The sequence below is a fragment of the Oscillatoria sp. FACHB-1406 genome (assembly GCF_014698145.1).
Classification (GTDB): domain Bacteria; phylum Cyanobacteriota; class Cyanobacteriia; order Cyanobacteriales; family Spirulinaceae; genus FACHB-1406.
The window spans coordinates 169,733-189,330 of sequence record NZ_JACJSM010000001.1 but is presented as its reverse complement, the minus strand read 5'-3'; the positions used below and the strand labels follow the sequence as shown (position 1 = coordinate 189,330).

Annotated in this window: 16 protein-coding genes; 9 read left to right on the top strand and 7 right to left on the bottom strand. The window is 48.7% G+C overall.

The features are described 5' to 3' along the window. Positions 1-160: 160 nt before the first annotated feature. Entirely contained in the window at positions 161-2,092 is a 1,932-nt protein-coding gene (locus H6G50_RS00875) for a bifunctional serine/threonine-protein kinase/formylglycine-generating enzyme family protein (RefSeq protein WP_190712343.1), read from the bottom strand. Positions 2,093-2,749: 657 nt separating this feature from the next. Between H6G50_RS00875 and H6G50_RS00870 the strand changes: the two genes are divergently transcribed. Then, positions 2,750-3,316 (top strand): Uma2 family endonuclease, encoded by a 567-nt coding sequence (locus H6G50_RS00870; protein WP_190712341.1) that lies wholly within the window; start codon positions 2,750-2,752, stop codon positions 3,314-3,316. A 96-nt stretch (positions 3,317-3,412) separates the two neighbouring features. After that, a complete protein-coding gene (locus H6G50_RS00865) occupies positions 3,413-5,983 on the top strand; it encodes a colicin uptake protein (protein ID WP_190712339.1) in 2,571 nt (856 codons plus the stop codon). Between the two features lie 6 nt (positions 5,984-5,989). On the opposite strand, the gene H6G50_RS00860 is transcribed toward H6G50_RS00865, so the two are convergent. The 3 genes from H6G50_RS00860 to H6G50_RS00850 form a co-directional block, all read right to left on the bottom strand. Further along, the gene (locus H6G50_RS00860) at positions 5,990-6,523 is read right to left on the bottom strand and encodes an adenylate kinase (protein ID WP_190712337.1); all 534 of its coding nucleotides are present in this window, start codon (positions 6,521-6,523) and stop codon (positions 5,990-5,992) included. Between the two features lie 343 nt (positions 6,524-6,866). Continuing rightward, positions 6,867-8,351: a glycolate oxidase subunit GlcD gene (glcD, locus tag H6G50_RS00855; protein WP_190712335.1), complete on the bottom strand. Its 1,485-nt coding sequence runs from the start codon at positions 8,349-8,351 to the stop codon at positions 6,867-6,869. 51 nt (positions 8,352-8,402) lie between these two features. Beyond that, positions 8,403-10,478: a pentapeptide repeat-containing protein gene (locus tag H6G50_RS00850; protein WP_190712333.1), complete on the bottom strand. Its 2,076-nt coding sequence runs from the start codon at positions 10,476-10,478 to the stop codon at positions 8,403-8,405. Positions 10,479-10,621: 143 nt separating this feature from the next. Between H6G50_RS00850 and H6G50_RS00845 the strand changes: the two genes are divergently transcribed. Next, positions 10,622-10,819 carry a heavy-metal-associated domain-containing protein gene (locus tag H6G50_RS00845; protein ID WP_190712331.1) on the top strand — a complete coding sequence of 66 codons (198 nt, stop codon included), beginning with the start codon at positions 10,622-10,624 and terminating at the stop codon, positions 10,817-10,819. Between the two features lie 5 nt (positions 10,820-10,824). Here the strand turns inward: H6G50_RS00845 and H6G50_RS00840 are convergent, their stop codons facing one another. Then, a complete protein-coding gene (locus tag H6G50_RS00840; protein ID WP_190712329.1) occupies positions 10,825-11,715 on the bottom strand; it encodes a hypothetical protein in 891 nt (296 codons plus the stop codon). Between the two features lie 700 nt (positions 11,716-12,415). Between H6G50_RS00840 and H6G50_RS00835 the strand changes: the two genes are divergently transcribed. The 3 genes from H6G50_RS00835 (at position 12,416) to H6G50_RS00825 (ending at position 16,173) form a co-directional block, all read left to right on the top strand. Further along, positions 12,416-14,689, top strand: coding sequence for a ribonuclease R family protein (locus H6G50_RS00835; protein WP_190712328.1), 2,274 nt, complete (start codon positions 12,416-12,418; stop codon positions 14,687-14,689). A 218-nt stretch (positions 14,690-14,907) separates the two neighbouring features. Next, positions 14,908-15,582: a 5'/3'-nucleotidase SurE gene (gene surE, locus H6G50_RS00830; protein WP_190712327.1), complete on the top strand. Its 675-nt coding sequence runs from the start codon at positions 14,908-14,910 to the stop codon at positions 15,580-15,582. Positions 15,583-15,690: 108 nt separating this feature from the next. Continuing rightward, entirely contained in the window at positions 15,691-16,173 is a 483-nt protein-coding gene (locus tag H6G50_RS00825) for a YqhA family protein (RefSeq protein ID WP_190712325.1), read from the top strand. A 108-nt stretch (positions 16,174-16,281) separates the two neighbouring features. On the opposite strand, the gene H6G50_RS00820 is transcribed toward H6G50_RS00825, so the two are convergent. Continuing rightward, entirely contained in the window at positions 16,282-16,497 is a 216-nt protein-coding gene (locus H6G50_RS00820) for a hypothetical protein (protein ID WP_190712323.1), read from the bottom strand. A gap of 132 nt (positions 16,498-16,629) precedes the next feature. On the opposite strand from H6G50_RS00820, the gene H6G50_RS00815 reads away from it, so the two are divergent. Next, on the top strand, positions 16,630-17,031 hold the full coding sequence (locus H6G50_RS00815; protein WP_190712321.1) for a DCC1-like thiol-disulfide oxidoreductase family protein: 402 nt from the start codon (positions 16,630-16,632) through the stop codon (positions 17,029-17,031). 3 nt (positions 17,032-17,034) lie between these two features. Here the strand turns inward: H6G50_RS00815 and bioD are convergent, their stop codons facing one another. After that, complete coding sequence (gene bioD, locus H6G50_RS00810) at positions 17,035-17,739, bottom strand: dethiobiotin synthase (protein ID WP_190712319.1); 705 nt, start codon at positions 17,737-17,739, stop codon at positions 17,035-17,037. Positions 17,740-17,826: 87 nt separating this feature from the next. Between bioD and mnmA the strand changes: the two genes are divergently transcribed. Together mnmA and H6G50_RS00800 are read left to right on the top strand one after the other, a co-directional pair. Further along, positions 17,827-18,894, top strand: a complete 1,068-nt coding sequence (gene mnmA, locus H6G50_RS00805) for a tRNA 2-thiouridine(34) synthase MnmA (protein ID WP_190712317.1) — start codon at positions 17,827-17,829, stop codon at positions 18,892-18,894. 235 nt (positions 18,895-19,129) lie between these two features. Next, positions 19,130-19,348 carry a hypothetical protein gene (locus H6G50_RS00800; RefSeq protein ID WP_190712315.1) on the top strand — a complete coding sequence of 73 codons (219 nt, stop codon included), beginning with the start codon at positions 19,130-19,132 and terminating at the stop codon, positions 19,346-19,348. Positions 19,349-19,598: the final 250 nt, after the last annotated feature.

Genomic DNA, 19,598 nt, shown 5'->3' with positions numbered 1-19,598 from the left:
TCTGAATATTGATTGTATGCCAATGTCGGATTATTGGGGTTTTTCGGGTTTGAGACCTGACTTTTTTGGGCATAAAGTGTTATGCCCCTACGCTCTGAATATTGAAAAAATTTTCGCGCTTCGCGCGAGGTAGAGGGCAAGAGGGGAAAAGGGTAGAGGGCTAGGGAGTCCTGGGGGAGAGAGCAGCGCGGAACCCGATATTGAGGTTAGAATGACCGGGATAGTTCCTGCCGCGATGCGCAGAACGGCAGAACCTCGAAATGCTGCTCCAAGAACCACCGCGAAGCAGTCGTGTATTCCTTTCATCGCTAGTTAGCCATGTAGTTTCATTGTTCGGCGCTCCTTGATAATTTTCGTGCCAATGGTCTGCGCACCATTCCCACACATTCCCGTGCATTTCATACAGTCCATATCCGTTGGGCGGTAATGTTCCGACTTCTACGGTTTGTTCTCGATATTTGCCTTTTGGGGCATTACCGTAGGCATAGTTCCCGTCGTAATTCACCAGTTCTGACGTTATTGTTTCTCCGAAGTGAAACGGCGTTGTCGTTCCCGCGCGACAGGCGTATTCCCATTCGGCTTCACTTGGTAAACGATATTGTTTTCCCGTTTTTTTGGACAGTCTTTTGCAGAATTCTTCGGCTTCCCACCAACTTACGGTCTCTACCGGACGGTTTGCGCCTTTAAAATTCGATGGGTCGGGTTTGAGGTCGATTTTGATTTTGGGCAGGGCGGCGACGGCTTTCCACTGGGCTTGAGTGATGGCGTATTTGCCCATGTAGAAGGGTTGAATTGTGACTTGATGTTGCGGACTTTCATCGCTATCCCTTTTTTCCTCGGTTTCTGGCGAACCCATCATGAAACTCCCACCCGGAATCGCTACCATTTCTAACCCAACTCCCCTCGCGATTTCTTCAATTAAATAGTTCGCTTGTCCGGGACGGCGGTTTTTAACTTTGCCCTGATTATCGGCGGTTATCACTTCAAAACTAAAGGTTTTTAACGGCTGTCCCGGATTCGGGTTTACTGGCATTACCGGAATTCCCACTTCTGGGGCTTTCGGCGAAACGACCCAGGTTTTTATCAACGACATCCAGTGGCGCGTCGGTTCGACTGACGATTCTGGGTCGGCACTTCGCGGCAGCGGGGTGGGTTGCTGCGGTTGGGGTGTTGGAGAAAGCTTGGCGATGGCTTCCATTACTTCTGCCGCCGATTGATATCGCTGCGTTACCCAAGGGCGCAGCATTTTATCGAGAATATAAGCGAGTTCATCGCTAATCGTTCTGCCCTGTCGCTGCAATTCTTCCCGCCATAAAAAGCGCAGTTCATTTCTGTCAAACTCAATGTTTTTTCCCAGCACATCGGGAAAACAGCCGGTCAATAAATAGATGCTGGTCGCCCCCAAGCTATAAATATCGCTCGCCGGTTCCGGGTTGCCCATCATGTGTTCGATGGCTGCATACCCCCGCGTTCCGTAAACCACGCTCGATTTACGGGTTGTCGATAGGTCTTTAAGGATGCCAAAATCAATCAATACCAGTCGCAAAGCCTCTGCCATATTGAGATTCGACCGTCGCATAATGTTGACGGGTTTGATATCCCGATGCACTAATCCCAGGTCGTGAATTTCTTTCAAGATTGGCAATAAACCCTGCAATAACTCCACTACTTTTCGTTCGCTAAAACAGCCTTGACGCAAACATTCTTTAAGCAGGTGTTCGCCTTCGATGAACTGCTGGACAATAAAGAATGAGTCTCGATCCTGGAAGCTTTTGTATTGTTGCGGGATTTGCGGATGATTTAAGGTGGCGAGTTTTTCGCTTTCTAGCTTGAACTTTCTAATCGCTCGTTCTGTATCTTCTGCTGTTGCTTGAGACAGCAGCATTTTGAGTACGCAGGGACGGTCATGATTTTTTGTATCTTTGACGAGGTAAGTTCGCCCGAAACCCCCACATCCGAGGACTTGGAGGATACGGTAGCGATCTTTATAAAAGGGATAGGGGTTGTGGAGGGAAGTACCGCAATTGTGACAATCGTCAGCGTTATCGGGGTTTTCGGGCTCGGAACAGTGGGGGTTGAGGCAGTCCACCATTAGAAGAGAGGGTGAGGATGTTGTTCTCTAGTTTAACCCCTGTATGGGGTTGCCCTCAATTGAGTTATTCGCGATGCTCGTAAGGCATCATGTTATTTGTTGTGACGTTGTATACAACGTCTCTACAGCTTGGGTAGGGTGGGCAAGGTAACAAGTCGAATTTTTTGAGAGATTCATTAAGATAACCTTGCCCACCAATCTAGTTGCGGTGGGCATTGCCGATTTAAAATCGTGCTATAAGTCAAAAGGTCTTGCGGCAATTCCCACCCTACAAATGACTACAAAAAGCTTCTCTCACGCGGGTAAAAGAGGAGCTAAAAGCAGATTTCACAAACGCGCCATTTGTTCTGTTCATAGCAGATGTGCCGATAAAGCATAACAGGGCATAACAATGTTCATTAGCGTCAACTTAAGGTGAAACACTTAGCCCGCCAGGAACTCAAGTTCCTGGCTAATAACTGAAACCCGTTGAAACGGGTTAGATACATCTGAATTTCCCAGTCCTCTTCAGAGGACTTGAGCTATTAGCCTTGGGTTTGAACCCAAGGCGGGCTAGGTGAGCGAGGGGTTAAGCTTAAGTTGACACTAATGAACAATGTTATGCCCCTACGACAAAAAATGTTAACTTAAATAATAAAGTTTTTGCCATTACATTCTATGTACGCTCAAGTTCCTCCTCTCTCCCCAGAAGAATATCTAGAACTCGAAACCCAGAGCGCCACCAAACACGAATATTTCGATGGTGAAGTGGTGGCGATGGCAGGAGCAACCGACACCCACGTTACAATATTGCTAAACTTGGCTAGCGATCTGCGATCGCACCTTCGAGGTTCTGGGTGTCGGGTTTTCATCTTCGATATGAAACTCCGCATCGACACCCGCAACTGCTTTTTTTACCCCGATATTTTTGTCACTTGCGACGAGCGAGATAGGGAAACGAATCTCTATAAATCCTTCCCCAAAATCATTATCGAAGTTCTCTCTGTCTCCACCGAATTGAAAGATCGGGGCGAAAAATTTAATGCGTATCGAACCCTTCCGAGTTTGCAAGAATACGTCCTCATTAACTGCCAACATTATTGCGTCGAAATCTTCCGCCGCCACACCGATGGATTGTGGCTTTTTCAAAGCTACGAAGAAGGCGAAACTTTCCGCTTAGAAAGCCTCGACTATACCGGAACTTTTGCCATGCTTTACGAAGATGCGAGTTTGGAAGCGCGTTAGACTGTAATCTTTGTCACACAAAAGTAGTGTATCGGTCGCACTGAAACGCGATCGCGTCGGTAACACTAGAGCGGTAGTAATCTTGAGAAAATCCTCATGAAATCCACCGAACAACTCCCCGAACGCGGTACAGACCTTCCGAGCGTTTCTAGCGGGGTCATTCGCCTCAAACCGCAACAATTCGTCCATATCCTCGATAATAATACCGGCGTAACCCGCCTCGAACTCGGCCCGCAAACCCTCACCCTGGGCGATTCCGAGCGCCTCATCTTGCGTCCCACTCCCACTCTCATCGTCCCGCCGCGCCACTATTGCCGCATCGCCAATCCCGTCCTACGCGACGAGGACGGACAGCCCCTCGCTGACGAACACGGGCAAATCCGCCTGCGTTACGGCGATGAAGAACTTCGCTTCGCCCAAGACCCTTTCCCGCTTTATCCCGGCGAAGAATTGCTTGGGGAAGTTACGCGCCTCCTGGTGGTGGAAACGAACCAAGCCCTGCGCCTGCGGGCTACCCGCGATTTTACGGAGGCGGAAGGTTTAGAGCGTATCGCTGGGGACCAATGGTTATTTGAAGGGCCGGGAACGTATATTCCCCGCGTTGAAGTGGAAGTGCTGGAAACCGTGAAAGCAACGACTATCGAACCGAATCAAGCGTTGCGGTTGATGGCGCGCCAGAATTGTACGGATGCAAGGGGCAATCCGCGCCGCGCTGGGGAAGAATGGTTGGTGCGGGAGGAGGGCGCGTATTTACCGGGAGTCGATGAAGCTATCGTCGGACTGATTAAAGCCTACGTCCTCACCGAACAAAAAGCCTTACAACTGCGAGCGCGACGCACTTTTAGCGATATTTTCGGGCGGCAGCGCAAGGCGGGGGATGAATGGTTGGTGACGCTGGCCGATTCGGAAATTCATATCCCCGATGTTTACGAGGAAGTGGTCGGCGAGGTTAAGATTACCACGCTCAGCGATCGCGAGTGGTGCATTGTTGTCGATCCCATCGATGCGGAAGGTAAGCCGCAATTCGGAATGCAGGAAGTACGCCAAGGACGAACCTCCTTTTTCCTCCATCCCGGCGAGTCCTTAGAAAATGGCATCCAAAAAGTGTACGTTCTCGGCGAGCAAGAAGCGCTGTTGCTGCGTGCGAAGGAAGAAATTTTTGAAAACGAGGTTGCCATTCGCCAGCCGGGAGATTTATGGACGATTGTGGGCCCGAGAGATTATATTCCGCCGATTGAAGTAGAAGTGGTGGAGCGACGCAAGGCGATTCCCCTCGATAAAAATGAAGGTCTTTACGTCCGCGATATCCAAACTGGAGAGTTGAAACTCGTCAGCGGGCCGCAGGCTTATTTGTTGAGTCCCTACGAGGAGTTGTGGGCAAAAGACTTGCCGCCGGTGGTGGAGGAGTTATTGCAGCAACGTCACGACCCAACGAGCGATCGCGGTTTCCGTACCGTTGATTTTACCGTACCGGCGGGCGAACAGCGCGATAAAACCCGCGCCGTGGTTTTCCACGTCCCCCAAAATGCTGCCGTCCAAATCCACGATTACAAGGAGCGCACCGCACGCACTGCTTTCGGCCCGGATTTAGTCATGTTAGCACCGGATGAAGCCTTTACGGTGTTGAGTTTGTCGGGCGGAAAACCCAAGGTTCCGAATGCGATTAAATCCTTGGCGTTATTATTAGGGCCGGATTTCATGACCGATATTTTTACGGTGGAAACTTCCGACCACGCGCGCTTGCAATTACAACTTTCTTATAATTGGTATTTTGATGTAGATCGACACAACGAACAAGCCACCGCGCGATTGTTTCAAGTCCCGGATTTTGTCGGCGATGCCTGTAAAGCGATTGCGTCGCGGGTACGTGGAGCCGTTGCTGGGGTTAAGTTTGATGAGTTTCACCGCAACTCGGCGCGGATTATTCGCCAAGCAGTATTTGGGGTAGATGAAGAGGGGCGAATTCGCGATGAATTTCGGATGCGGGCGAATAATTTGGTCGTGACTAATATCGATATTCAATCTGTCGAGCCGGTGGACGAACAAACTTTAAGAAGTTTGCAAAAGTCGGTACAAATTGCCATTCAAATTACGACTGACGCGCAAGAAGCAGCGGCGAAGCAGGATGCGGAAGGTATCGAACAGGCGGCAAAAGCGCGGTTGGAACGGCAAGCGATCGCGGATCGGGCAGCAGCAGAAACCGAGCGCAAAAATCTGTTAGAATTGCAGGCGGAAAATGCCGCGATCGAAGCATCGGGAAAAGCAACGGCAGAAGCCCAAGCGACGGCAGAAGCAGCACGAATTCAAGGCGAACTCGCCGTCAATTTAGCCCAACAAGAAGCCGAAGCCGCTCGCATTCGCGCTCGCGTTGCTTTAGAGGAATTAGAAGCGCGCCAGCAAGCCGAACTCGCCCACAAACAAGCCTTAAATGAATTGGAAGTGGCGCGCGCCCAGGCAATGGCAGAAATTACAGCGCGAGAGTATCGAGAAAAGGTGGAAGCTTTAGGGACAGAAACCATTCGCGCGATGGCTCAAGCGGGGCCGGAAATGCAAGCTCGATTGTTACAAGGATTGGGCATTCAAAGCGTTTTAATTACGGATGGAAAAAATCCGATTAATTTGTTGGGAACTGCCCAAGGATTATTAGGAATGAATAATGAGTCTTAAACCTTTTTAGAGGCTTGATGGAGTCTTACTTTCGAGGGATTTTAGAAACTGAGAAATTTGCGCGATCGCGCGGAGGTGGTAAACTGTTTTTGTCCCTCGAACTCGTTCGATATACTCGCGATATTTGGGAGTCAAGCGTTGGTGACACAGCCAAAGCACGCGATAGCTACTTAATGAACTCTGAAAAATAGGAGTCTTTTCCGGCCAGCCTGCGGGAGGATTAAAATAACCCGTTAGAAGTCGTTTTGTCACCCACCAAAAATGAACGGGTAAGGGCAGATCGATGAAGACTAAACTATCAGCTTCATCCAGCCGTACCCAAAGCGTTTCTATCGAACCAAATCCATCAATAATCCAGGAATCCGTCGCTAAGATTTGTTGGTGAATCTGTTGGTATTCTGATTCAGGAACCTTGATTCCGCCCGGTTGATGTTGGATTTTATCGAGGGCGTAAAGCGGCAAACCCGCGATTGTTGATAATTGCTGACTTAGCGTTGATTTACCCCCTCCCGCATTACCAAAGACGGCAACTTTTTTCATCGCTATACCAATTGAATATAATGTTGTACGGAATCAACTTCCCTCGAATGGCACTGAAATAAGAGTTGAAAAATCGTCTGTAGAGACGTTGTATACAACGTCTCTACAGATAATTTCGTAGGGTGGGCAGCGCCCACCAGCCTTAAGTCAGTGCCATTCGACTTCCCTCAATTTGAGTTACATGGTGCGTTACGCTTCGCTAACGCACCCTACTTTTGATTTTATGGAGCTTCACATCAATCTAGTATAAACAATTTGGCTAGCGCTAGAGCGTAACTTTAGTTTTAGCCGCCCAACCTAGTATTATTTCGATCGATCTTTTAGGTGAATCTAATCGAAATCGCTAAAACAATTGCGCGCCTTTAAACTCTGCTGTTTTCCGAGCATTTGCTGCTTCCCCGCAAGTGCGCGGTGTGGGGAATAACTTACCCGGATTCGCCAATCCCTTGGCATTAAAAACCTGGCGAACGTATTGCATCGTTTCTAAATCGACCTCGTTAAACATATCGAACATATAACAACTCTTATCCGAGCCGATACCGTGTTCCCCCGAAATACTTCCCCCAGCTTTAACGCAAAGTTTGAGAATTTCTCCTCCCACTTTTTCCACTTCTTCAAACGCACCTTCTACCGATTCATCGTAGAGAATTAGCGGGTGTAAGTTACCATCTCCGGCATGAAAAACGTTCGCAATTTTGTAACCGGAACGCTCGCTTAACTCCTCAATTGCTTTCAGGACACTAGCGAGTTTGGTGCGCGGAATTACGCCATCTTGAACGAAGTAATTGGGGCTAACTTTCCCCGCAGCAGCAAAAGCAGCTTTGCGTCCTTTCCAGAGTTTCAAGCGGGTTTCAGCATCGTTAGCCGAAGTGATGCTGCGCGCCCCAATTTCTCGGCAAATTTCCATGACGCGGCGCTTATTAGCATCAACTTCAACTTGCAATCCGTCCAATTCCACTAACAATAAAGCCTCCGCATCGCGCGGATAGCAGCCCGTTGCGACGACATCTTCGACCGCGTTAATGCTGAGGTTATCCATGATTTCCATCCCCCCTGGAATGATTCCCGCACCGATAATTCCAGCAACAGCGGCCCCCGCCGCTTCGATGCTGTTAAAGTCGGCGAGTAAGACGCAAATGGATTCGGGAACTTTGAGGATGCGGAGGGTAACTTCGGTGGCAATACCAAGAGTACCTTCGGAGCCGACAAATACGCCGGTGAGGTCGTATCCCGGCATTTCGGGAACGTAACCGCCTAAATCGACGATTTCGCCTTCAGGGGTGACGATTTTGAGGGCGAGGACGTGGTTGGTGGTTACGCCGTATTTGAGGCAGTGAACGCCGCCGGAGTTTTCCGCGACGTTGCCGCCGATGGAACAGATAATTTGGCTGGAAGGGTCGGGGGCGTAGTAGAAGCCCGCACCGCTGACGGTTTGCGTCACCCAGTTATTGATAACGCCGGGTTGGACGACGACGCGCTGGTTTTCGAGGTCTACTTTGAGGATGCGTCGCATTCGGGCGGTGACGATGAGGACGCAATCTTCGACGGGGAGTGCGCCACCGGAAAGTCCGGTTCCCGCACCGCGCGCGACCCAAGGGATATCGTTATCGTGGCAAATTTTAACGGCGGCGGCGACTTCTTCGGTGGTGCGGGGCAGGACGACGAGGGCGGGACGCTGGCGGTAACAGGAGAGTCCGTCGCATTCGTAGGTGAGGAGTTCGTCTTTGCGACGAATTACGCCGTCTTTACCGATCGCGCGATCGAATTGTTGGATAATGGGTTTCCAGTCGCGTCCCGATTGTTGCGGGGGTTGGCGGTTGAGAAGCATATGATTTTTCTCTTAATTACTTAATTGTATGCCAAGGATGGCTCTAAAGCGTCAGGGCAACTCCTCAAAAACTGCACCTCGTTCTTCGAGCTTTCTTTGTTGCAGGGCAGAAATTCCCAAACTTTCCTGAAAGTGAGCTTTTTCAACCTGCGCTCGGTTCAATTTTGTTTTAAAGAAATTTGTTTTAATCAGGCGCGCATCCCTGAAATTCGTCCCGTCAATTTTGACGTGGCGACAGTAAGAATTCACTAAAGTTGCTTCGCTCAAATCCACATTAGTTAAAGTCGCATAGCTCAACTCTACATGGTATAAGATAGCTTGCCTCAAACTCGTATCGATGAGGACGGCACGGCGCAAAAAAGTCCGTTTGAGATTGGCTCCTTGTAGGTTGGCTCCCGTTAAGTTTGCTCCACTCAGATTGGCTTCTGCTAGGTTGGCTCCCGTTAGATTGGCTCCCGTTAAGTTGGCGCGACTGAGACTCGCTCCAGTCAGATTAGCTCCGGCTAAGTTAGCATGACTAAAGTCAGCTTGTTTGAGGAAAGCGCGACTTAAATTTGCTTCTGTTAAGTCGGCTAACTTTAAGCGTGCTTGACTGAGATCTGCTCCAATGAGACAGGCTTTTTGCAAATTGCTATGGCGCAAAATCGCTTGTTTTAAACTCGCTCCTTGCAAGTTGGCTTCAGATAAGTTCGCTGCTACTAAATCGGCGCGATCGAGAATTGCATTGTTCAAGTTGGCAAAGGCAAATTTTGCTAAACTTAGGTCGGTTTCGCTTAAATCTGCACCGCTAAGATTGGCTTTTCTTAAGTCGGCGGCGCTCAAGTTTTGACCGCGTAAGTCGCTCTTTTTCAAGTCATTTTCGCGCAGGTTCATACTTTTCAACTGCGGAAAAACGCGATAGGCTTCGAGATCGATCGCGCTTTTCCCCGCCGCTGTACCGTTGCCGACGCGCACGAGATTATAGTTGATATTTTCAGTGTAAACCGAAAAAACAACGTTAAAAACTTCTAAAAAATAGATGAACCACTGACATTCTTGTTCTGGAACTTTTTCATAATACTGAATCAGTTTAGCGATGCAAGCTTCTAGGTGAATCCGCGCGTATTTACAAATCAAAATTATTTTAAGTAAAATCATTGACAAACTCAGCGCTTTTTCGCGATCGCTCAATAAAATAAAGAGCTTTGAAGGGGTAGCTCCATCTTCGATTGTTAAAATTTCAATAATACGACGACAAGTTCGTAGCAATAATTCTAAGGTTAAGTTAGAATCGTTCCGTTCTCGATAAAGATTTAGTATTTTCGCGCTCATGTTGCGATCGAGAAGTTCGACGGCTTGTTGATTCGGAACTCCGAAGGTTAAATAACCTTGCAAGCTCGATTTAAAGCTTTCGTAGTCACCATCGCGCACTGTATCGATAAAAGCGCGAGAGTGATGTTCGTAACTGTACCGGAGATTTTGGGCGACGATATTTTTAACAATCGCGATCGCGTCTTGTCCGAGATGAGTGGGATTTTCTCGAACGGGAGGAGTGGCTCGAAGGGGATTGTGGGCAGAGAATAGGGCTAAATCTGACTTGTATTTGTTCTTGAGTTCGTCGGATAATTTTTTTGCAATTTCTCGCTGTTCTTTCGGGTTTTCTAAGTCGAGATATTGAGGGACTAACAAAAAGGAAGTATAACGTTGATTCCAAGATTTTTTCGAGTCTCTTGAATAAAATTCAGAAATGCGCTTGATTTCTTGATAATCTTCTGTTTCAATAAAGTTGCTAATCCAGGTTCTCAGACAACTTAAACTCCGCGAGAGCGTTTGTGTATGTTCTTTAACTTCAGCAATGATTTCAACTAATTTATCGATGTAGTGGGCGCGATTTTCTGAAATCCAATTATTGGTAATAATGTAACAAGTTCTTTTAAAGGTATTTTTAAAAATGAGTTCGTCGCGACTTAAAATAATGTCGTATAAAGCTTGTTGAATTTCCGGCGCTAGAGAATCAACCCCAAATACAAAAAGATTTTTAAAACGTTCGAGAACTGTTTCTGGTGGCTCGTGTCGAACTAATTTAAGAAAAAAGCGGTAAATTTTTTCCTGTGCTGCCTGAAGATTTTTGGAACGCTCTAAACCCATAATTTGGTGAATCCCTCAATTGCCGCCCAGACGAGCCGTTACCGCTCATCGCTTAGAAAAGTCCGGCTTATACTATCTTCCCTTGCAATCAGTTCGCTAGAATAAACCCTACTCTTACTTTAACTGTGGAAGCTGTTAAATCTATGTCAATTCAACTGAAAGTTCCCAGCATCGTTTGCGAGGGCTGTGCGGATACGATTACGAAGGCGATCGCTGCCCTCGATGCTGATGCTAAAGTCAAGGTAGATTTGAGTGCGAAGACGGCGGAGATTGAATCGCAGCGCTCGGAGGCGGAAATTAAGGACGCGATCGCGGCCGTCGGTCACACCGTTGAGGGATAATTCAATTAAGGGGACGGTTGACTTTGCAAGTAAGTCAGGAACTCGAATAACTCCTCATCCGTGAGCATTTGGCGCGATCGCTTGCCGTAAGTTTCCAGCAGATAAGCCCGCCCTTGTTCCGTCGTCCACCCTAACCGCTTTATCTCTACGCCCGTTTGAATCATCGCCGCAAGAGGATCGCTCGGAATATTAGGAGGGATTGGCGGCGGTGCAGCCCGAACTGGAGTTTCGGTAACGGTTTCGACAGTAGCGCTCGGTACTGCCTCGGCTTCGGGCTGCAAGAATTCTTCAGAAGTGCTGAACTCCTCCGGTTCGGGGGTAGGAGGCGCTTTTTTCTTGCGAGATTTGGGCGGGGGCGACGGTTCCTCAACATCGAGAGGTTCGGGTTCTGGTAGCGGTTCCTCAACAGCGAGAAATTCGGGTTCCGGTAGCGGTTCCTCAACAGCAAGCGGTTCCGGTTCTGGTAGCGGTTCCTCAACAGTAAGCGGTTCCGGTTCCGGTAGTGGTTCCTCAACAGCAATAGGTTCGGGTTCGGGTAGCGGTTTCTCAACAGCGAGAAGTTCGGGTTCCGGTAGCGGTTCCTCAACAGCAAGCGGTTCCGGTTCCGGCGCGACGCTTGGGGCGGGAAAAGTCCGAAAGCTTTCCGCAGCGAGAGCGGGAGCGGGCGAAGGGACAGGTTCCGGTAGCGGTGCGTCTCCGACTCCGAGGAAAGCCATTAAGCGGCTCCTAGCATTATCTTCGGCTGCTTCTACGGTATCGCTAGAAGCCAGACTCGTTGCTAGGGTAACTCCATCGACGCGCGCGCTCGCGCGGACGACATAGCGCCCGTATTCAACCGTAACTAACTCGCTAATCAGACTTCCTTGAGGATAATAACTGCGGAATTGATGAAACATAATTTATTCACTAGCTCTAGCAACAGACACATCAATGAGGACAGTCCGAGCGGTAGAAAACCGGGCAAATCGCATTCGCCCCTACCCAAATTTGTCCTAACTGCCTTGGCGATGGCTCTAACTCGCGATCGCAAACACAGAGAAGTAACCCCGTAGTGTTATACCATTTCTATTTTCGCAAAATCTTGCCCCCTAAGAGAACATTTGTCCTGATTCTACCCCCCTGAGCGCGACCTTTGCCAATACCCGAGCGAGGCATACCTAAAATTCCGGCTCCTTAAGAGCGGCAGAACGAATAACGAATCGCTGTTCAAAGACGGCCCATTAACCCCTAAAATGATGAAAGGCTGTTTGAACCCAAAAGCACTGCGGCAACTTCAATCTCATCGGGAACAGAAGTTGTCGATTCTCTGGAGAAGGGCGGTGCCAAGCAGCGGTCGAGAAACGAGGTTCGTTCTGGCCAAATTCCCAAGACTTGTATGGGTCGCTTCGATTTCTCTGCTATCTCTTCGCTGAGAGTGGGGGCGGGAATTTGAATGGATGCAACTGTTAAAACGATTCTGTTTGAATCGGAGTCGCGTTATTGTTTCTCCTCAACTACAAACAGCGACAACGCAAGCAAGGATTTCCCGCTCTACTTCGACCTTGCGAGAGCTAAACCCTTCCACCCCTCTGCTCGAATTCAAAGGATTGCACTGAAATGGAATTTTCAATCGCTACATTGTTATCTCAATTCAGCCATCACAAACTGATGGGCGCTAAAGATTTAAAGAAAAAACTCAATTGTCAAAGCGATGAAGAAGCAGAGAAATTGGAGATTATACTCGATGTTCTTGAAAAGATCGGAATTTTAAGTAAAGAACTCGGTAAATACCGCACGTCGATTGACGAACAATTTGTGGAAGCAAAATTGCGCTGTTCGAGCAAGGGTTTTTGCTTTGCGATTCAAGACCAAGAAGATGCGGACGATATTTACATTCGGGAAAGCCATTTGAGTAATGCTTGGAATGGCGATCGCGTTTTCGTGAAAACGATTAAAGAAGGCAATCGCCGCCGTTCCCCAGAAGGCGAAGTTGCCCTGATCCTCGATCGCGCCAATCCCTCGCTGTTAGCGCGAATCAAAAAAAGCGGCAGCAGCTATCGCGCCGTTCCCCTCGACGACCGCCTGCTGTTTGAAGTCGAACTCGACAGCAGCGACGAACGCCTTCAAGATGCGATCGATCACCTCGTTCACGTCGAAATTCGACGCTATCCCCTCGGTACGAACCTCCCCCTCGGGCGCGTCACCAAAATCCTGGGTAGCGATGCGGAAGCGGCTGCCGATACCGATATTGTCAGTTGCAAGCACGATCTGCCCCAAACCTTTAGCATTCATACCTTAGAGGCGGTGAAATCCTTTCCCAAACCCGCCTCAACGGGGAAAATTGCGAAAAGTGAGTTAAAAAATCGCCTCGATTTGCGATCGCTCCTCACCTTGACCCTCGATAGCGAAAAAACTTTAAAAGTAGAAGGCGTTCCGCTCGTCGAAAATGCTCTGACGTTACAAAAGCTAAAAGACGGACAATGGCAACTAGGGATTCATATCGCCGACTTCGGCCATTACGTCGAGCCAGAATCCGCGATCGCGCGAGATGCCCGCAAACGCGGTACAGCAGTCTATTTGGGCGAACTCATCCTTCCCCTCTATCCCGAAGCCGTCTATCGCCGCTGCTGCTTGTTACCGGAGCGAGAAAACCTAACGATTTCTGTATTATTAACCTTAGATAGCGAAGGAAACGTCGTCGAGTTTGACATTCAACCCAGCGCGATTAAAGTTGATGCCCAACTGACCTATCAACAAGCGCAAACGCTCCTACAATCGGATGAGAGCGAATCGGAAATGCAGCCGGTGGCGACGATGCTGCACGACCTCTTTTTTGTATTGAGTCCGTTGGTACGGGCAAAACGCTTGCAGCGCGGTGGTTTCGAGCTACCGTTAGAAACGCAATACTCGCCCTATAAAGATGATTCTCGCCTTGGCGCGATCGCAACATCCAGTTCCCTCCCCTTATGGTCGATGCAAGCCGAACTAATGGTTTTGGCTGGAGAAGCCATCGCCAAACACTTCAACGCCCTCTCGCTTCCCTGTTTGTACTGCGTCCAAGGCGATCCCGATATGATGGAACTCGAAGACTTTATTAAACTGGGGAATAATTTGGGATTAGATCTGGTGCCAGAACTGGAAGAAGAAGTCAGTCCCCAACACTACCAGCATTTCGTCGAGCAGGCGATAAATTCTCCCGTCCCCAAAATCTTAACTCACTTCCTAAGAGCGACATTGCGGCAGCGCAGCTATAGCACGCATCCGGGGCGAAACTTTGGTCTTGCTTATACTGAGGGCTATTGCCAGTGCGTTTCGCCCGGTCAGCGCTACGGCGATTTGCTCGTACAGTGGCTCATTCACACTTTATTCGACGAAGGACGCGATCGCCGTTCCTCCCGGACTAAAGCTGGCGTGAACCTCGGCAGCAGCACCGCACCCGCAGAAATTAACTGGAACGTCCTTCCCACTGCGGTACAAACCCATTGGGAACAGGAAATTGCTGGCGCGATCGCCCACCTCAACGAACGCGATAAAATTGCCCAAGATGCCGAAAGCGACCTAGAAGGCCTTAAAAAAGCCGAACAGATGAAAGAACGCACCGGCGAAGTCTTCCAAGGGTTAATTACCGGCGTGCAATCCTACGGGTTCTTCGTTGAAATCGAAGAATTATTAGTCGAAGGATTGGTTCACGTCAGTTCCCTCAAAGACGACTGGTACGAATATCGTTCCCGCCACAGTTGTTTGGTGGGACGCAAATATCGACAAGCCTATCGTCTCGGCGATCGCGTCGAAGTGCAGGTTAAGAGTGTAGACTACTATCGCCAACAAATCGACCTCGTAACCGTCAGCGGCGGTAGCGAAGCTAGCAGCGAGGACTTAGAAGACGAGTAAGAATACAAAATTCAAAATTACGCCGAAGGTAAATTTAGGCAGTAGGGTGCGTTAGGCGCGAACTAAATCTTGGAGGGAAACAATAGATTTTTCAGCGCGCCGTAACGCACCAAATCGGTATATTACACTTCGCACTCCACAACCCTTTTAACCAGAAGGCGAGGCTTATACCCAATTTTTCGGTAACGTAGGACAACAATTTCTTTTAAAATCCGCGCATGACCCTAATTTTAACCAACGACGACGGTATCGACGCGCCCGGAATTCGAGCCTTGCACAACGCCATTGGCGGTAAAGGTATTTTTTTTGCGCCCCAAGCCCAACTCTCTGGGTGCGGACACCAAACTACGACGCATCTCCCGATTTCCGTAGAAAAACGCTCGGACACTGAATACGCCGTTGGGGGAACGCCCGCAGATTGCACGCGCATTGCCTTAAGAACCGTCCCCAAAATCGATTGGGTACTGTCGGGAATCAATGCGGGTGGGAACTTAGGCGTTGATGTTTATATTTCCGGTACGGTAGCCGCAGTGCGCGAAGCTGCCATCCACGGTATTCCAGGAATTGCGATTTCCCATTGGATTAAAAGTCCGTTACGCATCAATTGGGACGAAGCGACGCAGCGGGCGACAAAAGTTTTAGAGATGTTATTTGCGCTGCCGCTGCCGCCGTATAGCTTTTGGAATGTCAATTTACCCCATTTAGAACCGGGTACGGAAGAACCGGAAATCGTCTTTTGTCCGCTGAGTAAGGATCCTTTACCCGTTGAGTATCGCAGGGAGGGAGACTTATATCATTACACCGGAAAGTATGGTTTGCGCGATCGCACCCCCGGTACGGATGTCGATGTTTGTTTCAGCGGCAATATTTCTATTACCCAAATTTCGCTTTAGAGCTTATTTAAATCACGCTGCTAGTACAATGTTTTTAATATTGGGGTAAAGCTGCTGTTACTTTACTGCGCTAACTGCATAACTCGAAAGTGAAAGTTTCAAAAACTTATGTTCCATCGTATTTTGACAGGGAGCCGACAATTAGTTCTGATTTCAGTAATTTGTTCGTTTCTCGCATCTCTCACTGTTTCGATCTACGGAGCCTTACAGACTGTTGTAACAATACTGCACTTATTTTCAGAGGGTGAGGTTTCTAGCAAAGGGGCAAAAACGTTAGTTTTATCCTGTATTGAAATTATCGATTTGTTTTTGCTCGCGACTGTCTTTTATATCACTGCATTAGGACTATACGAACTTTTTATCGACGATCGGATTAAGGTTCCAGAATGGCTAGAGATTCACGATATTGATGACCTCAAAGGCAAACTTACGAGCGTTGTTGTCGTGCTTTTGAGTGTCGTATTTTTGGGACAGGCTATACGATGGGAAGGCAATCCTAATATTTTACCCTTCGGCGTGAGTATTGCCCTCGTTATCGCTGCTTTAACCTACTTTTTAAGTGGTAAAAAGAACCGAAAGTCAGGCTTGTAATATTTTTTACGATAGACAAATAACCAGGTTTCTGTCAGTTGCTTTTTAAAAACCACTCCACAAATTTTAAGCAGAAACCTGGTATCTAGAACTCCCATCTAACTCTCACTAAGGTTTCTGGATTGGTCTGCCCGGTGAAAAACTGTCTTGTGCCGTTACCATGCCAATTTTCTCGGGATCTTTATTGATGCAGCCCTGCTGCGCTGCGAACTGGCACACGCGAGCGTATAAGCGCGCCCGCGTTCCTGGGCTGCCGTTAGAAAAATGGACGAGATCGTTGGTAATCGAGACGCGGCAAGCCGGACAAGTTTGAGTTGCACTCATGCTATGGATTCCTTATTTCAGAAGTCCCCCGAACGATAATTGGATTTTTTGTGAAATTATGTAACAAATATAGCTAAAATAGAGAAAATATGCGTTCTTCGCAATTTTAATTTTTTCATTTCTCATTCAACCGTGACTTATCACGTTATTTACGACGGCAACTGCAATCTCTGTACGACCTTTACGCAATGGTTGGAAAACTTTGATAAAGGCGAACGATTTGACTATATTCCGATGCAAGATCGCGAATCGTTGACCAAATTCGGGATTACGCCGCAAGATTGCGAAATGGGCATGATTTTAATCGATGGTAACGATCCGGCGCGACGCTGGCAAGGAAGCGATGCGGCGGAGGAAATCGCGAACTTGCTGCCGATGGGGGAAGGTGCGATCGCGTTCTACCGTTCCTTGCCGGGGGTAAAATGGTTGGGCGATCGCGCCTACGAACAAATCCGCGATAACCGCTATCCTTGGTTTGGCAAGCGTTCCAGCACTTATCGTTCTAATTATCCTTTCGGTTGCCGCGATCGCTAAACCCTAGGCACGAGATGCAAGATACTTTGGTGCGGGTAACAATCGTTCCAAATCGAGATTAGATGCACATTTTTCTAATTCTGTCAAGTTATTGATGTCGTTCAGATAAGGAATGATACCGAGAACGGGAAGATGGGTTAATGCTTCCATCAAATCGATGGGAGTCAAGTCCTCAATGCGGGATTCTGCATCGACACAATTGCAATTGAGGATAATTCCTTTGAGCTTAACCTTAGCTTGACGTGCAAGGGCGACATTTGCAACCGTTTGCGCGATCGCACCCAAACGCACCGGAACAACTAAAACCGCCTCCAACTGCCAATCTCGCGCCAAATCCGCCACGATTAACTCATCCGTCACCGGCGTTCCCAACCCGCCCAACGCCTCCACTAGAACGAACTCATAATCCTGCTGCAAGCGACACAACGTTTGCCAAACAGGGGCTAAATCGATCGCGCGTCCCTCCTTTGCAGCAGCGATGGGCGGTGCGAGAGGTGCTGCAAAACGTATCGGTACTAATGTTTCTGGCGGTTGGGAGAGGGCAAATAAGCGCTGGTAGGTTTCGCAATCGCCAACTCCGGTTTGCATCAATTTGAGGAGGGCGAGGGTATCGCGCGATCGACGGGCAAACCAGTAAGCGGCTAATGCTGTCGTCAAAATCGTTTTACCAACATCCGTATCCGTGCCAACAATTAATAACGCAGTCATAATTTTCCTCAGTTGGATAAAGCGATCGCACTATCATAGTAAATAGTGACAATTTTAGGTTTTCAGTGCGTTGGGTTGCGAAAAAAAATGAGTAAAGTCGTTGTTGGGTTATCGGGAGGCGTAGATAGTTCGGTGGCAGCGGCAACCTTGCGCCGTCAAGGTTACGAAGTCATCGGTTTAACCCTTTGGTTGATGAAAGGGAAAGGGCAATGCTGTTCTGAAGGGATGGTGGATGCAGCATTTATCTGCGAACAGTTAGGAATTCCCCATCACATCGTCGATACGCGCGATATTTTCCAAACTCATATTATCGATTATCTCGTCTCCGGTTACGAAGCGGGGATTACGCCGTTGCCTTGCTCTCAGTGCAACCGCGCGGTAAAATTCGGCCCGATGCTCCAATATGCTCGGAAAACTTTGGGCTGCGATCGCATCGCCACCGGACACTACGCCCGCATCCGCTACGACGAAACCACCGGACGCTATCAACTCCTGCGCGCCGTTGACTCCAACAAAGATCAATCCTACTTCCTCTACGACCTCACCCAAGACCTTTTGGCGGGTTCCCTCTTTCCTCTCGGTGAAATTACCAAAGAGGAAACCCGCCGCCTCGCCGCACAATACAACCTCAAAACCGCTCAAAAAGCAGAAAGTCAGGATTTATGCTTAGTAGAAGCGCACGGTTCTATGCAAGAATTCCTCGATCGCTACATTACCTCCAAAGAAGGGGAAATCGTCGATCCCAGCGGCAACGTTTTGGGCAAACATAGCGGCGTGCACCACTACACCATCGGACAGCGCAAAGGGCTAGGCGTATCCGCCCCCGAACCCCTGTACGTGATGCAACTCGACCCGGCGATGAATCGCGTTGTCGTCGGTTCTCGCGAACAAGCCACGCAGCCCAATTGTACGGTAACGCGGTTGAATTGGGTTTCGATTCCCGAACCCACCGCACCCATCCGCTGTCAGGCGCAGGTGCGCTATCGCAGCCAACCGGCAAATGTAACGGTTATTGCTTTAGGTGAAGGGCGCTTTCAGTTAAACTTTGACGAGCCGCAATTCGGGATTACGCCCGGACAAGCTGCGGTACTCTACGATGGCGAAAGGGTGTTAGGGGGCGGCATTATCGAACGGTTTGGCGCGATCGCTTCTTAACCCAAATTACTCTGGGCTAAATTTTAGCGCTCTTAGGCTGTTAGCTCAACAGGAAAGCCTCAGTACCCGCGATTTGGCGCAGCAACTATCCTTACTCGAGGGGCAAGCCGTTACCTCTTGGTTGGGTCGATTGCTAGATTTCGACTTGATTAAACAGAGTGGACAAACAAAAGGTACTCGCTACTATGTCAATCCTGACTTACTACGATCCGCTCGAGTCCATCTGCGGACAACCTTGCAAAGAATCGAGCCTCATTGCTTAAAAGCTCTCGTTTTAGAAGATTTGCGCCATTATCCCGGCTCGAGTAGCGGGGAAATCCATCACCGAATTGCTCCAGAAGTTCCTTATATGAAGATCTACAGAACACTCGGTCAGTTGGTAGAAGAGAAGCGCATTCGTTATGAAGGAGATAATCGTTGGCGGCGTTATTGGGCGAGCGCTGGATTGCCCTAAGCCGGAGATCTATCTTTCAGTCTATCTTTCTGGGTGAAAGATAGACTGAAAGATAGATCTCTTCTGTCATTCTCTGAAGACTTTTGCGCTTACCGCTCTCTCAAGTCTTTTTCTGCACTGCGATTTGGGACTTTTTTCTAATAGAACTTAGCGATCGCGAGCGAGATCTGAAATCGGCTCTGAGCCTGGGTTGGTTCTGAAAAAGAGGATTTTTATACGAAAATCAGCTTTGCTAAAGGAGTACACTCTT